The following is a 14,523-nucleotide window of genomic DNA, read 5'->3' as shown; positions in this document are numbered from 1 at the left end:
GCGATCATTTATGTAGCTACATAAATGATCATCTTCGATCCGAAGAAGGACGCTGCGAATATCGCCAAACACGGCGTGTCGTTGAGCCGCGCCCGAGACTTCGTTTTCGAGAACTCCTTGGTCGAAGCGGATGACCGGTTCGACTACGATGAACGACGGTGGGTAGCCTACGGTGATCTGGACGGCAGGCTTTATGTGCTGGTCTTCGTGGTTCGGGACGACATGACTCGCGCGATAAGCCTGCGGAAGGCGAACGAACGGGAGAAGCGGCATGCCAAACGGCAAGGGCGTCTCGGAGGCGCCGGTTGAGTATCTGGTCGATGACGACGATGACACGCCCGAGCTGACCGCCGAGCGCGCCGCCAGGCTGCGTCCGGCCAGGGACGTTTTCCCGGAATATGTGCTGGCGCAGTTCAAGCGGTCGCCCGGTCGGCCTCGCTCGCCCTCTGCAAAGAAACAGGTCACGCTTCGGCTGGACGCGGAGATACTGGACTACTTCCGGGCCGGGGGAGACGGCTGGCAATCCCGCATCAACCGCGCCCTGCGACAGGCCGCCGGTTTCACGGATTGATCGTCCGCAGTTTGCTAGACTGACGCCGATGCCGAATCGCCGCCGTTCATGCTGACCGCCCTGTCCATCCGAGACATTGTGCTGGTCGACGCCCTCGACCTTGAGGTTCATGGCGGCCTGACCGTGCTGACCGGCGAGACCGGGGCGGGCAAGTCGATCATCCTCGACGCCCTCGGCCTGGCGCTGGGCGCGCGGGCGGACGCCGGTCTGGTCCGGGCCGGGGCCAAACAGGCCTCGGCCACCGCCGTCTTCACCGCCCCTGACGATCCCGCCCTGATCGCCCTGATCAGCGAGCGGGGCTTTGACGTGGTCCCGGGCGAGGAGCTGATCCTGCGCCGCACCCTGGCCGCCGACGGCCGCAGCCGCGCCTTCGTCAATGACCAGCCGGCTGGCGTCACCGCCCTGCGCGAGATCGGCCAGGCCCTGGTCGAGGTCCACGGCCAGCACGAGACCGTGGGCCTGCTGGACTGGAAGACCCACCGCGCCCTGCTGGACAACTACGGCGGCCTGCAACCCCCGCTGGACGAGGTCGCCCGGGCGGCCGACCGGCTCAGGGCCGCCGAACGCACCGTCACCGACCTCAAGGCCGCGGCGGCCGACGCCGCCTCGCGGGCCGAGGAGCTGACCCGGAACCTCGCCGACCTCGACGATCTGGACCCGCGCGCCGACGAGGAGACCGAACTGGCCGGCGAACGCGCCATCCTCGGCGCGGCGGAAAAGGCCGTCGCCGACCTCGCCGACGCCCGCGCGTCGCTGGGCGGGGACAAGCTGTCCCAGAAGCTGTCGGCGGCCCTGCGCGCCGTCGAACATGCGCGAACGCGGGCGGGGCAGGCGGGCACCGACCCCGAACACCCCCTGCTGCAGAAACTGGCCGCCGCGGCCGAGGCCATCGACCGCACCATGGTGGAGGCCGAAGAGGCCATCGCCTGCGTCGACGCCGCCGCCAATGCCTTCGACTTCGAGCCCGGCCGGCTGGACAAGGCCGAGGAGCGGCTGTTCGCCCTGCGCGCCGTCGCGCGCAAGCTGAACGCCTCCGTCGACAGCCTGCCGGCCCTGCGCCTGCGGTTCCGCGAACAGCTGCGGCTGATCGAGGACGGGGCCGATGCCATCAGCGCCGCCGAACGCGCCGCCTCGGCCGCGCGCGAGGCCTATGATGTGGCCGCCGGCCGCCTGACCGCCGCCCGCGAGGCCGCCGCCGACCGGCTGACCGCCGCCGTGATGGAGGAGCTGGCCCCGCTGAAGCTGGAGCGCGCCCGCTTCCGCGTGGCGTTCGAGCCGGTGACCGAGGGCCGCCGCGGCCCGCTGGGCGTCGAGACGGTCCGGTTCGAGATCGCCACCAATGCCGGCACCCCCTTCGGCCCGCTGGACGCCATTGCATCCGGCGGCGAACTGGCCCGCTTCGCCCTGGCCATGAAGGCGGCCCTGGCCGGGCGCGAGGACCAGCGCCAGCCGGTGATGATCTTCGACGAGGTCGACCAGGGCGTCGGCGGCGCCGTGGCCTCGGCCGTCGGCGCGCGGCTGGAGCGGCTTTCGAAGGGTGCCCAGGTCCTGGTCGTAACCCACAGCCCCCAGGTCGCCGCCCGCGGCCACGCCCACTGGAAGGTCCGCAAGGCCGACGCGGGCGGGGTGACGACGACCACGGTCGACGCGCTGGACGATGACGCCCGCCGCGAGGAGATCGCGCGGATGCTGTCAGGGGCCGTGGTCACCGACGAGGCCCGGGCGGCGGCGAGAAGCCTGATCGGGTAACAGGCAAGGGGCGGACGCGACGCCGGAAGCGGACGGTCCGGCAGTCCCCGGAACCGGGCCTGAGGTTTCTGAGCCGCAGGCAGGCAAGACGCAACCGTCCCGGCGCCGGAACGTCCGGGGGACGCCTGGACCTTCTGGCACCCGGCCCTCCCGTGATCATCCAACGCCTGGCACACTGCCGTTATCCCGAAGTTCACGCTTGGGGATCAAGATCGGCGGACTGAGGCACATTCGTGCCATCTCCGGATGTCGTGTTTTGGCTGAAGCAAAATCCGCTTACGATAACGGCCTGGCGGAGCTTCCGAGCTTCACCCAGGCCATGCTGGATCGCTACCTCGAGGCGCATGAACGTTACGTTCGGCGTCAGTCGAATGGCCGTCGCGCGGTGATCAAATACATCCGGGCACCCCATCTTGATTTCAGGGCGCGGCAGCTGGCCGAGGCCGATCTGACCGGAGCCAACCTCGAACGCACCAAGCTTTCGAAGGTGAATTTCGAGCGCGCATCCTTCTACTGCGCAAACCTGCCCGGCACAGATGCCCGGCAGGCCGATTTTCGGCAGGCCGATTTGCGAGGCGCAAACCTTCGTGGGGCTGACCTCTCCGGTGCGAACCTCGACGACGCCGATCTGCGGCAGGCCCTGCTGGCCCGGGCCGACACGGAGGACGGGTTCCGGATGCTGCGGCAAGGCGACAGCATCGAAGGCCTGGAGCAGCGGTTCTCGGTTGATCTGTCGAACGCCTCGATGAAGGGCGTGAAGCTGAGGAATGCGAAGCTGAAATGGGCAAATCTCAGTGGAGCCCTGCTACAGGGTGCCGACCTGACCGGATCGGATCTGAGCGGTGTCCAGCTTGCCGGGGCCGTCATGACGGGCGTTCGCCTTGATCGAGCGACCATCGATCCGGGTGCCCTGGACAACTGCGTCGTCGACCCTTCCCGGGCCGCGCTCCTCCTCGCTCCGTCCCTCGCGGCCCTGATCCATGAAAACATTCAATGGGTCGAGACAAACGGCAGGGTCGGACGGCCGGCGATGCTCAACAATCAGGATCTTCGCCCGACAGGAAACCTGTTTGCAGGCAAGGAGCTCGCCGCCTTGTCGGCAACTGGAGCCTGCGCCGTCGGCATTGATTTCAGCGGGGCCCAGCTTCAGGGAGCCTGTTTTGATGGTGCCGACCTGCGCGACGCCAATTTCACATCCGCCGACCTGCGCGGTGCCTCCTTCAAAGGTGCATTGCTGTGGCACGCCAGATTCGATGGCGCGGACATCCGGTCGTTGATCCTGCCCGGAGGTTCGAAACGTGACTTCTCGTTCACGGGTGCCCAGTTCGCGCCCGGCTGCTTCCGGAGTTGCCGGCGCTGATCCGGGGACCAGGCCTTAGGGGGCCCGGTCGAAGATCGCACGGGGGCGAGCCTGTGGCCGACACCGGCACCCGGAGCGCCTCTCGCCTCTGATCCCCGGATCAAGCCCGAGGATGACGGTGGGCAAGGTCGAGCCCCGGTGCGGAACGGCGACGCCGCCAAGGTCCGCAACGGCCCGAGACCGGACCGTCGATCCCGCCGGCGGCTGGACGGACCTGAAGGCGGCTATTCCTTGGGCTTGGCCGACCCCTTGGTGGCCCGTTCGACCACGGCCTTGCCGGCGTCGGTCTGGGCCAGACCTTCCAGCATGGCGCCCAGGGCCTGGCCGCCCTTGGCGCTGAACACCTCGGTGATGTTGTTCATGCCCGCGGGCACATCGCCGCCGGTCACGATCACCTTGATGTCGGCGGCCTTCAGGGCCTCGGCCTGGGCGACGCCCACGGTCTGGCCGGCCTTGATCTGCTCGACGCGCACCAGATAGGTCTGGTAGCCGTCGTTGCCGCCGATCTCGCGGGCCAGTTCGATCTGGGTCGAGACCGGTGCCAGAAGCAGCAGCCGCTCGGCTTCGGCGCGGCTCTGGCCCTGTGCCAGCAGGCCTTCGGCGTCGAGCTTCTGCTGCGCCAGGGTGCCTTGCGCGACCAGTTCCAGCCTTTGCCGTTCGGCCTCAGCGCCGATGACCTCTTGCTGGCGCTGTCCCTCGGCCCGGATGATGGTCACCTCGCGCTCCTGCGCGGCCTGGACCTCCGCCACCCCCTTGGCGATGTCGGCGGCGCGCGTATCGGCGACACGCTTCACATCCATCTCGCGTTCGGTGGTGTCCTTCTGGGCGACCAGCACCTCCTGTTCGGCGACCTGTTTGGCGATGCCGACCTGTTTTTCCTGCTCGGCCGTTCGCATGCCGACCTGCTGCAGGGCGTCCTGTTTGTTGACCTCGACGATGCGCTCGGCCTCGATTTCCTTGGTCCGGGCCATCTGGCTGTTCATCGCCACGGCCTCGCGGCTCTCGCGATCGATGCGGGACTTTTCCTTCGCCATGATGTTGGCGATGACCTCGGAATTGGCGCTGTCGCGGATGTCCATGAACTCGATGTTCTTGACCGTCTCGACGCCCCAGGCCTGGAGCTGCTTGTCCACCTGGCCGGTGAAGGCCTCGGCCAGGGTGGAGCGGGCCTCGAGGATGTCCTCAAGCTTGTGGGTGGCCAGCACATTGCGGACCGCGCCCTGGAGGATGCCGGACAGCTGGTGCTGCAGCTCGTCGAAATTGGCGACCTTTTCCGCTGCCGTGTCCGATTTGGCGATCCGCATGAAGGCCTGGACGTCGACGCGGAACGGCAGGCGTCCGGTGTCATAGGCCTCATAGTCCTTCAGGTTGACGTCAAAGATGGAGACCGGGAATTTGGTCACCAGCACGCCGATTTTGGGCAGGAAGGCGGGCCATTCGTAATAGACGTTGCCGGCGTCCTGACTGGCCCCGTAGCTGACGCGGGACCGTCCACGCTGGACGATGTGAACCTCGTTGGTCGGGACCACCCGGCGCAGAACCAGGGCGATCAGGAATCCAATGGCGAAGAGTCCGAACGCGACAGCGCCGGCAACGAAATACATGGTCATGAGGGGTCCCCGATCTTCACCGGACTATGTCCGCAAACCCCGGGCGCGGCAACCATTGCGGGAGGCGAGGGGCCTACCCCCGCAACACCTTCAGCAGCTGCGGATGCAGGTCCGAGTTCGTGGCCAGGATCTGGGCGCCCGTCTCGGGGCGGCCCTCGCCGTCGATGGTGGTGACGATGCCGCCCGCCTCGGTGACGAACAGGATGCCGGCCGCCACGTCCCAGGGCTGGAGGTTGCGTTCATAGAAGGCGTCGTAGCGCCCCGCCGCGACCCAGGCGAAGTCGAGGGCGGCGGAGCCCAGACGGCGAATGCCGGCGACGCGCTGGCCGATGGCGTGGAGGTCCTTGATGGCCTGGGCGTGGCCGGTCTTGCCGATGAAGGGCAGGCCGGTGGCGATCAGGCTTTCCGACAGGTCACGGCGCGCGGCGACCCTGATCCGGGTGTCGTTCAGATAGCAGCCCTTGCCCTTTTCGGCCCAGAACAGCTCGTTCATGACGGGGTTGTAGGTGACGCCCGCCACGATCTCGGAGCTGCCGTCCGGGGCGGTGCGCTGCAGGCCTACCGTGATCGCGAAATGCGGCATGGCGTGCATGAAATTGGTGGTGCCGTCGATCGGGTCGACGATCCACATATGGGACTTGTCGGTCCCCTCGATCAGGCCGCGCTCCTCGCCCAGGAAGCCGTAGCCGGGGCGGGCCTTCATCAGCAGTTCGAACAGGGTGTCCTCGGCCTTGATGTCGGCAGCGGTGACGAAGTCGCCCGGACCCTTGCGCGACACCTGCAGCTGGGCGACCTCGCCGAAGTCGCGCAGCATCGGCCGGGCGGTCTTGCGGACCGCGTCGATCATGACGGAAACGAGGGCAGAGGCGAGGGCCATGGGGGAAGCTCCTGGTCCGAAGGTCCTGAAAAGGTCGGAGCGACCCGGACAGACGGAGAAGTTCAAGGGGGTAGGGCTTGGGGCTTAGGGCTTAGGAAGCAGGCGGTTCCGAGCCCTAAGCCCTAAGCCCTAATTTCTAAGCCCTACTCAGCGCGCCGGACGTATTCGCCCGTCGTGGTGTCGACGACGATCCGCTCACCCACGCCCATATAGGGCGGGATCATGATGCGGACGCCGTTGTTGGCGATGGCCGGCTTGTAGGACGAAGAGGCGGTCTGGCCCTTCACGGTGGGCTCGGTCTCGACGACTTCCAGCGTGACCTGGTCGGGCAGGGTCAGGCCGATCGGACGGTCCTCGTGCATCTCGATGACGACCTTCATGCCGTCCTGGAGGTAGGCGACGCGGTCCTCGCCGACCCAGTCCTTCTGCAGCTCGGTCTGTTCGTAGGTGGCGTCATCCATGAACACCAGGGCGTCGCCCTGCTCGTACAGATAGGAGAACTCCTTCTGTTCCAGCGTGACGCGCTCGACCTTGTCTTCCGAGCGGAAGCGTTCGTTCAGCTTGTTGCCGGTTTCGAGGTTCTTGGCCTCGATGTTGGCGAAGGCACCGCCCTTGCCCGGCTTGACGTGGCTGGCCTTGGTCACGACCCAAAGGCCCTTGTTGTGCTCAAGGACCATGCCGGGCTTGATGTTGTTGCCGTTGATTTTTGCCATGGGGGATCGCCGGGGCTGGGGCGCAGCCAGGAGGGCGCGCGAATTCGGTCGCGATCCCTAGAGGAAGCCGCCCCGCTGGGCAAGGCGGGGGCGTCGGTGGCCGGCCGGGAGCCCCTAGTTCCCCGTCGCGCTCTTGTCCGGGGCGATCTCGGTCATGGCGGACTGCAGATAGTTCTGCTCGCCCAGCTGTTCGATCAGTTTGAACTGGGCCTCGAGGAAGTCGATGTGCTCCTCGGTGTCGTTGAGGATGCGCATCAGGATGTCGCGGCTGACGAAGTCCTGGGCCGCCTCGCACTGGGCGACGCCGGCCTTGACCGTCTCGCGCCCGCCCAGCTCCAGCTGCAGGTCGGCGCCGAGGCATTCGACGGCGGTCTCGCCGATCTTCAACTTGTGCAGGTCCTGCAGATTGGGCAGGCCGTCGAGGAACAGCACGCGCTTGATCAGCATGTCGGCGTGTTTCATCTCGCCGATCGATTCGTCGTAGATGATCTGGCCGAGGTGTTTCAGGCCCCAGGACTCGAACATCCGGGCGTGCAGGAAATACTGGTTCACGGCCGTCAGTTCGTTGGTCAGCACCGCGTTGAGGGTGCGGATGATCGCGGGGTCGCCCTTCATCGTCATTCTTTCCGTCAGCGGCGCGGCGGTCGGCCCGACCGCCCTGAATCACCGGCTGTGAGCGATGCTTCTAGCACGCAAAACCGCCTTGTGTTCACCTGCGAACACTTCTCACGACATTGAAAATGCGAATGAATCTCCCGTGGGGGAGGGCAGGGCCTATTCGGCCGCCATGGCGAAGGCCTGGCGCGTTTCCTGGATCATCTCGCGCATTTCGCAGACGCATTTGGCGCACTGGGCCGAGCACTGGTTGCGGGCAAAGACGTCGCGCGGCCGCGTCGCACCGGCCTCGATGGCGGCGGCGACATCCCGTTTGCGAAGACCGTTGCAGTTGCAGACGTACACGAAGGGCGGACCCGGTGATTGCGAATGGTTCTCCATAGCAGTGTGCGGGCAGAGAATGCAAGTCGTTCGCAGCAGGCGGTTGACCGCGCGGTCCATCCGTCGCACTTCCCGCCCATGTCCAGGCCCCCCGTCGTTCCCGAGCGCCCGCCCTGCCGGCTGTATCTGATCACGCCGCCGGCGATCCCGGATCTGGCTGCCTTTGCGCGCGATCTGGAGGCGGCGCTGGACGCAGGGGATGTGGCGGCGCTGCAGATCCGGCTCAAGGACCTGGACGATGCCGCCGTCCTGGCCGCCGTTGCGGTGCTGAAGCCGGTCGCCCAGAGCCGGGGCGTCGCGGTCATCCTCAACGACCGGGCTGATCTGGCGGCGCGATCGGGCTGTGACGGTGTGCATCTGGGGCAGACCGACGGCACGGTCAGCGCGGCGCGTACCATGATGGGCCGGGACGCCATGATCGGTGTCACCTGTCACGACAGCCGCGAACTGGCCATGGATGCGGCCGAGGCGGGGGCGGACTATGTGGCCTTCGGGGCCTTCTATCCGACCGCGACCAAGGCAACGGTTCACCGGCCCGATCCGGAGATCCTGACCATCTGGCAGGAGACGGTCGAGGTGCCCTGTGTCGCCATCGGCGGGATCACGGCCGCCAATGCAGGGGGGCTGGCCCGGGCCGGTGCTGATTTCGTGGCCGTCAGTGCCGCAGTCTGGGGCCATCCGGACGGGCCGGCCGCAGCGGTTCGGGCGCTGGAGCGGGCCCTGGCTCAGAACGCCTGAGCTTCAGGGGATATTAGGACGGTGTCGGCTATAGCTGGCCATTCCCTTGCCGACGTCCGGATCCGAACTGACCATGAGCCATGCGCTCGACACCTCGCAGCCCCTGTTCGGAGCCGGCACCCCTGCCAGCACCTCGACCGGCACGGCTGCGCGCGTACCGGGTCCCGGTCAGCCCATGGCTCCGGTCTTCACCGCGATTGTCGTGCTGGTTCTGGTCGTGCTGTCCCTGACATTCGCGCGGTCGGCCGGCGTGGTGGCCGCACTTTGGGGCGCGGCCGGAGTCGCCCTGGCGGTCTGGCTGCGAACATCGCGCGGCCCCCTCTATGATCTGTCCTTCGGCGGGCTGATCGCGGCCGGTATCGCGGCGGGCAATCTGCTGGCCGGAAATTCGACCGCGCTGACCTTGATGTTCACCGCGGCCAATATGCTCGAAATCTGTCTCGCCGTCCTTCTGGTGAGGCGGTTCGCACCGACCTTGAGCCTTGATTCCGTGCAGGGAGCCTGCCGCTTCCTCCTGGCCGCCGCCGTTGTGGCGCCCCTTCCGTCGGCCGTCCTGGCCGGTGGCATGCTCTGGTGGATGACGGGCGCGGATTTTCTGGAAACCGCCCGGACGTGGTGGTTCGCCCATGCGCTCAGCATCGCCGTGCTGTCGAGCCTTGGCCTGGCGCTGACAGGGCGGGATCTGGCCCGTTACCGGACCCCGGCCCGCGCCGCTGAGGCCGTCCTGCTGCTGGGCACGCTCGCCGCCCTCTCCTATGCCGTGTTTTTCCTGCAGCAGTTGCCGATCACCTTCGCCCCGATGCCGCTGCTGCTGCTCATCGCGGTTCGGCTGCGCATGCCCGGAGTCACGGTCGGGCTGATGATCATTTCCCTCCTTGCAGTCGGCGGCAGCATGCACGGGCTGGGGCCCTATGCGCTGGTCCTTGAGGGCGGCGATCGCGCCCTGATGGCCGAGTTGCTGGTCCTCTTCGGCTATCTGCCGATCATGCTGGTCGCGGCGCTTCTGGAGGAGCGCGACCGTTTCGCCGAACGCGCCCACCTGGGTCAGGTCCGGGCGGAGAAGGCATCCGCAGCCAAGTCCCGCCTGCTCGCCAATGTCGCCCATGAGATCAAGAGTCCTGTCGGGGGCGTGATCGGCATCGGGGAGTTGTGGAAGGGCGGGCAGCTGGGACCGGTTTCGAGCAGCCAGGCCGAGATGGCGGATATGCTGGTCAGGACGGCGCGTCAGGTCGAGGCGCTCGCTCTGGATCTGCTGGACCTGGCCCAGGCCGAGTCCGGGGCCGTCAAGGTCGAATTGCGGCCGACCGACGTGACCGGCGTGCTGGAGGATGTGCGTCGTGCGACCGCCCTCCGGCCCGATGCGAAGGATATCCAGCTGGATGTCGTCAGCGAAAGCGATGGCCTTGTGGCTCTAGCGGACTCCCAACGCCTGACCCAGGTGATCGCCAATCTGGCCTCCAATGCCGTCAAATACGGGGGATCCGGCGGCGTGGTCGTCCTCCGCGCCGGCAGGATCCGCGATCAGGTCCGGATCGAGGTCGTCGACCGTGGTCGCGGGCTTTCGGTCGAGAAACAGACCCAGTTGTTCGAACCCTTCAACCGCCTGGGCCTGGAACGCTCGACCGTCGAAGGCCACGGTATCGGCCTGGCCTTGGCCAAGCGGCTGGTCGAACTGCAGGGCGGCTCGATCGGCGTGACCTCCACCCTCGGCCAGGGGGCCACCTTCTGGGTCGAACTTCCGGCCGCCTGATCCGGGCCTTGCCGTTGGCGGGTTGAAGGGGGATGGTGGTCTGCATGAACATGCTCGTCCCCGCCGCCGCCGCCCTGCTGCTCGCCGGAGCCGCGCACGCCCAGACGTCGCCGGATCAGACGCCACCGGCCCAGACGCCTGCTCCGTCGGCGGTTCCGGTCCCTCCGGTCAGCACCCTGACCCGTGATCTGAACAGCGGCCCGCCCGCACCGGCGGTCTATCTGGCTCCGGCACCCGAGCCCGTGGTCGCGCAGCCTGTGGCACCGCCGCCTCCGGCTGCAACGATCACCCCGGCCCCGCGACCGACGACTCCCGCGCCCTCCGTCGTACCGGCTCCCCTGCTGCCGCCAGCCGCATCCCCCGCGCCCGCGCCGACGGTACCGCTGGAGGCGGTCGTGGCGACCCCGCCACCGCCTGCCGCCCCGGCCGTCACCGTGCTGGACAGCGCCGCCCGTGCCGCCCTGCCGTTCACAGCTGACCTGCCACCGGGCTTCGAGATCGTCACCGGCCGCCCGGGTCCGGACTTCCGCATCTACACGATCCGGCGCGGTGCCCGGTCATTCGTCATGGTCTATGCCGGACCGTCCTCGCAGTTCCCGATCTACAGCGGCCAGATGGTCGAGGCGGCGGGCCGAGCCTCCATCCTCGCGACCGAGGACGGCGTGCGCCATGCGGTGGAGCACCTGTTCCAGCGGACGGTGGCACCGCGCGAAATCCACGTCTGGACCATGAGCCTGGACGGGGCGGACCGCGACCTGGCCGAACAGATCGCCCAGTCGGTCGACGTCCGCTAGCGAGGGGTCAGGCCCGACGTACGGGTGTGTCCGGCGCGCCCAGCCGCACACCACGCGAGCCGGCGAAGACCAGCACCTCCTGGCCCTCGGCCGCAGCCCAGAGGCGCAATGTGGCTTCATAGGGCGCGCGCCGCCAGTCGTGCGGCCGGGCCGGATCGCATTCGACCACCAGCCGCGCCCCGCCCAGTTCGCTGTGCAGGACGAAGCCGGCCGTGGTCGGCTTCCAGCTTTCGTCCAGCGCGCCGGTCAGCAGCCAGAGGCAGTTGAAGACGCGGCAGTCGTCGGGCCGGTCTTCATAGATGGCGCAGCCCGACGTCTTGCTGAACTGCCGGCACCATTTTCCGGCCGGCTTGCCCAGAGCCGTCACGCCCATCAGCTTGCAGCAAAGGCCGCAGTCGCCGCAGCTTTTTTCCGCCGTCGTCAGGCGCCGGCTGCCGCGAAGGTCACGGTCTGGGCCGCCGATCCCGGCCGGAACACCACCGTCCGGGTCACGCCGTTGATCCGCACATTGACCTGCTGCTCCTGGTCGTCATGCACGCCGGGGAAGAAGTCGAGGTCGATGGTCACGGATGCGATGCTGCGGTCGCTCGTCTCGCCGACGAAATCGACCCGGACATTGTCGCCCGCCAGATCGGTGCGGGCATGGGTCACCGGGATGGCGGCCCCGTCGATGTCGAGCCGAAACCGCTGGCGCAGATGGGTCTCAAGCTCCGCCACGGCGCGGGGGTCGTCCAGACTCGGCTGGGCCCCGGGGGCGATGGAGACCAGGGCCGGCTCGACGTCATGCGCCGCGAAGCGATGCACCACGCTGACACTGCCGGAGGCCGGATCGATCTCGACCACCGTCAGTCCGGCATGGCCGCGGTGGGCCGCCACGGGTGTGGCGAGGCCCGCGACCAGGGCCGCAGCGAGCATCGCCCGCCGCATCACCGGGCCGCCGCCGGGCGGCGAACCCGGGTCGCGGTCGAGTCCGGGCTGACCTCGACGTCCGAGTCCCGCATCCGGTTCTCGCCGGGCGGCGGCGGGGGGGCCAGGCGCAGGGTCCGCTCGTCGATCTGGCGCGGGAACAGGTTGTTGGAGCGGTTGGCGTCCGCCGTCTCGCGCAGGGGATCGACCTCGGCCGAGACCAGGGTCTTCGACGACACATGCTGCCAGATCACCTGCTGGCTGTTGCGGCGCCAGATCTCGGCCGGGATCCGGATCGTCTCGTCCGAGCCGTCCGACCAGGTCAGCTTCAGGATCACCGGCATGACCAGGCCACCGACGTTGCGGAAGGTGAAGCGGTAGATGTTGTCGTCGAACCCTTGTGCCGCGCGGCGGTCGGCATCGGCCCGACGGGCGGCGCTTTCGGCGTCGCGGCGCTGCTGGGCCGTGGTCGTGAAGCGGTCGGTCTCATTGTAGAAATCCCGCGTCGCCGGGTCGCGCTCGACCACGGTCTCGATGCCGCGGTTGTTCTCGACGGTGCGCGAGATCGGCTCCTGCTCGAACCGCTCGCGGGCCGCGCGGTTGCGCACCTCGGGATCGGCCGATTCCAGCGTCGCCGCGGTGACGCTTTCCAGCGAGATGTCGACGTGGTCGGTGGAATAGAACCAGCCGCGCCAGAACCAGTCGAGATCGACGCCGGAGCTTTCTTCCATGGTGCGGAAGAAGTCATACGGGGTCGGGCGTTTGAAGGCCCAGCGCTGGGCGTATTCGCGGAAGGCCCGGTCGAACAGTTCGCGGCCCAGAACGGTCTCGCGCAGGATCACCAGGGCGGTCGCCGGCTTGGCATAGGCGTTGTTGCCGAACTGAAGCAGGGAGTCCGACTGGGTCATGATCGGCACCTGGTCCTGGCTGATCATGTATTCGATGATGCTGGACGGCTCGCCGCGGGCGGGGAAGTCGGCGTCCCAGAGCTTTTCGGCCTGGAACTGCAGGAAGCTGTTCAGCCCCTCGTCCATCCAGGTCCACTGGCGCTCATCGGAGTTGACCACCATCGGGAAATAGATGTGGCCGACCTCATGGATGACCACGCCGATCAGGCCGTTCTTGGCGCGTTCGGTATAGGTCAGGCTGCCGTCGTCACCCCGGACCGGGCGCGGCCCGTTGAAGGTGATCATCGGATATTCCATCCCGCCGACCGGGCCGTTGACCGACTGGGCCGTCGGATAGGGATAGGTGAAGGCGAACTGGTTGTAGACGTCGATGGTGTGGGCGATCGACCGCGTCGAATAGGTGTCCCACAGCGGCCGGGCCTCCTTCGGATAGAAGGACATGGCCATGACGACGGGGTGTTCTGCACTTTCCTGGTCGACGCCCATGGCGTCCCAGATGAATTTGCGGCTCGAGGCCCAGCCGAAGTCGCGGACGTTGTCGGCGCTGAAATTCCAGGTGCGGGTACCCGAGCGGGCCGGGCGGGCCTCGGCGGCGGCGGCCTCGGCGGGCGTCACGATATAGACGGGGGCGTCGGCGGTCCGGGCCTCGGCCAGCCGGGCCCTTTGTTCGGCGCTGAGGATGTCGGTGTTCTGGAGTTCGCCGGTCGCGGCCACCGTATGATCGGCCGGCGCGGTGATGGAGACGTCATAGTCGCCGAACTCCAGGGTGAACTCGCCGGAGCCCAGGAACTGGGCATTGTGCCAGCCCTCATAGTCCGAATAGACGGCCAGACGCGGGAACCACTGGGCGGCCAGGAACAGGCAGTTGCCGTCCTGGCCCGGCCTGGTGAAACACTCATAGCCGCTGCGTCCACCGACCACATTGGTCTCGGGCAGGGGCAGGCTGAAATCGATGGTGAAGGCGAAGCGCTCGCCGGTGGCGAGCGGTCGCGGCAGTTCGATCCGCATCATGGAATCGACGATGGTGAAGGGCAGGGCCTGGCCGTCCGGGCCGGTCACCTTCAGGTCGTTGAAACCGCCCTCCCAGTCCTGCATGCGCTGCACGCGCAGCACCTCATTGACGCTGACCGTGTCCGAGGCGGTGTAGGTCCGGCTGCGCTCGGCCATGGAGTCGCGGCGATAGTTCTGCTGGTCCAGCAGCAGCCACAGATAGCCGAGGGCGTCGGGCGAATGGTTGGTGTAGGTCACCGCCTCGCGACCGGTCAGGGTGCGGCGTGCCTCGTCCAGGGACACGTCGATGTCGTAGTCGACCTCCTGCTGCCAGTAGCGGTGCCCGGGGGCGCCGGAGGCATTGCGGTAGTCCGTCGGTGTCGGCCAGTCCTCGCCCTCGAACTGGCGGAATTTGTCCTCGAACGTGCCCTTCGTCTGGTCGACCGGGCCGACGCTCTGCTGTGCCAGGGCGGCCGTGGCCAGCAGGGAGATACCGGCGGCCGACGCCAGCAACATACCGATCCGCATTCGAAACACCGTCCGTTACCTGAAAACCCGCCC

At 67.7% G+C, this 14,523-nt stretch carries 15 protein-coding genes; 7 read left to right on the top strand and 8 right to left on the bottom strand.

Annotated elements, in window-relative coordinates:
* Positions 1-24: 24 nt before the first annotated feature.
* From Q0053_RS02510 to Q0053_RS02495, 4 genes are all read left to right on the top strand, one after another.
* Positions 25-309, top strand: a complete 285-nt coding sequence (locus Q0053_RS02510) for a BrnT family toxin (protein ID WP_298095560.1) — start codon at positions 25-27, stop codon at positions 307-309.
* Positions 272-571, top strand: coding sequence for a BrnA antitoxin family protein (locus tag Q0053_RS02505; protein ID WP_298095557.1), 300 nt, complete (start codon positions 272-274; stop codon positions 569-571). The genes Q0053_RS02510 and Q0053_RS02505 overlap by 38 nt, the downstream gene beginning before the upstream one ends.
* Positions 572-619: 48 nt before the next feature.
* Positions 620-2,320, top strand: coding sequence for a DNA repair protein RecN (gene recN, locus Q0053_RS02500; protein WP_298095554.1), 1,701 nt, complete (start codon positions 620-622; stop codon positions 2,318-2,320).
* 256 nt (positions 2,321-2,576) lie between these two features.
* Positions 2,577-3,680, top strand: a complete 1,104-nt coding sequence (locus Q0053_RS02495; protein ID WP_298095551.1) for a pentapeptide repeat-containing protein — start codon at positions 2,577-2,579, stop codon at positions 3,678-3,680.
* 224 nt (positions 3,681-3,904) lie between these two features.
* Here the strand turns inward: Q0053_RS02495 and Q0053_RS02490 are convergent, their stop codons facing one another.
* The 5 genes from Q0053_RS02490 to Q0053_RS02470 all read right to left on the bottom strand — a co-directional run bounded on the left by Q0053_RS02490 (position 3,905) and on the right by Q0053_RS02470 (position 7,840).
* Positions 3,905-5,290 (bottom strand): SPFH domain-containing protein, encoded by a 1,386-nt coding sequence (locus tag Q0053_RS02490; RefSeq protein ID WP_298095549.1) that lies wholly within the window; start codon positions 5,288-5,290, stop codon positions 3,905-3,907.
* A gap of 73 nt (positions 5,291-5,363) precedes the next feature.
* Entirely contained in the window at positions 5,364-6,167 is an 804-nt protein-coding gene (locus Q0053_RS02485; protein WP_298095546.1) for an inositol monophosphatase family protein, read from the bottom strand.
* Positions 6,168-6,310: 143 nt separating this feature from the next.
* A complete protein-coding gene (gene efp / locus Q0053_RS02480; RefSeq protein ID WP_298095543.1) occupies positions 6,311-6,880 on the bottom strand; it encodes an elongation factor P in 570 nt (189 codons plus the stop codon).
* A 114-nt stretch (positions 6,881-6,994) separates the two neighbouring features.
* A complete protein-coding gene (gene bfr, locus Q0053_RS02475) occupies positions 6,995-7,495 on the bottom strand; it encodes a bacterioferritin (RefSeq protein ID WP_298095541.1) in 501 nt (166 codons plus the stop codon).
* Between the two features lie 159 nt (positions 7,496-7,654).
* A complete protein-coding gene (locus Q0053_RS02470; RefSeq protein WP_298095696.1) occupies positions 7,655-7,840 on the bottom strand; it encodes a (2Fe-2S)-binding protein in 186 nt (61 codons plus the stop codon).
* 114 nt (positions 7,841-7,954) lie between these two features.
* Here Q0053_RS02470 and thiE point away from each other — a divergent pair, with 114 nt between their 5' ends.
* From thiE to Q0053_RS02455, 3 genes are all read left to right on the top strand, one after another.
* Complete coding sequence (thiE, locus tag Q0053_RS02465) at positions 7,955-8,614, top strand: thiamine phosphate synthase (protein ID WP_298095539.1); 660 nt, start codon at positions 7,955-7,957, stop codon at positions 8,612-8,614.
* A gap of 73 nt (positions 8,615-8,687) precedes the next feature.
* Positions 8,688-10,364, top strand: a complete 1,677-nt coding sequence (locus Q0053_RS02460; RefSeq protein WP_298095537.1) for a sensor histidine kinase — start codon at positions 8,688-8,690, stop codon at positions 10,362-10,364.
* Between the two features lie 44 nt (positions 10,365-10,408).
* Entirely contained in the window at positions 10,409-11,158 is a 750-nt protein-coding gene (locus Q0053_RS02455) for a hypothetical protein (protein WP_298095534.1), read from the top strand.
* A 7-nt stretch (positions 11,159-11,165) separates the two neighbouring features.
* Here the strand turns inward: Q0053_RS02455 and Q0053_RS02450 are convergent, their stop codons facing one another.
* From Q0053_RS02450 to Q0053_RS02440, 3 genes are read right to left on the bottom strand one after another with little or no spacing between them, the layout of a single operon-like run.
* On the bottom strand, positions 11,166-11,531 hold the full coding sequence (locus Q0053_RS02450) for a YkgJ family cysteine cluster protein (RefSeq protein WP_298095532.1): 366 nt from the start codon (positions 11,529-11,531) through the stop codon (positions 11,166-11,168).
* Between the two features lie 47 nt (positions 11,532-11,578).
* Complete coding sequence (locus Q0053_RS02445) at positions 11,579-12,073, bottom strand: DUF6702 family protein (RefSeq protein ID WP_298095529.1); 495 nt, start codon at positions 12,071-12,073, stop codon at positions 11,579-11,581.
* An 11-nt stretch (positions 12,074-12,084) separates the two neighbouring features.
* Positions 12,085-14,490 carry a M1 family metallopeptidase gene (locus Q0053_RS02440; protein ID WP_298095526.1) on the bottom strand — a complete coding sequence of 802 codons (2,406 nt, stop codon included), beginning with the start codon at positions 14,488-14,490 and terminating at the stop codon, positions 12,085-12,087.
* Between the last annotated feature and the right edge of the window lie 33 nt (positions 14,491-14,523).

Source organism: Brevundimonas sp. (genome assembly GCF_027487935.1).
Classification (GTDB): Bacteria; Pseudomonadota; Alphaproteobacteria; order Caulobacterales; family Caulobacteraceae; genus Brevundimonas.
Note: the sequence above shows the minus strand (reverse complement) of the source record. Positions and strands in the feature narration are given on the sequence as shown.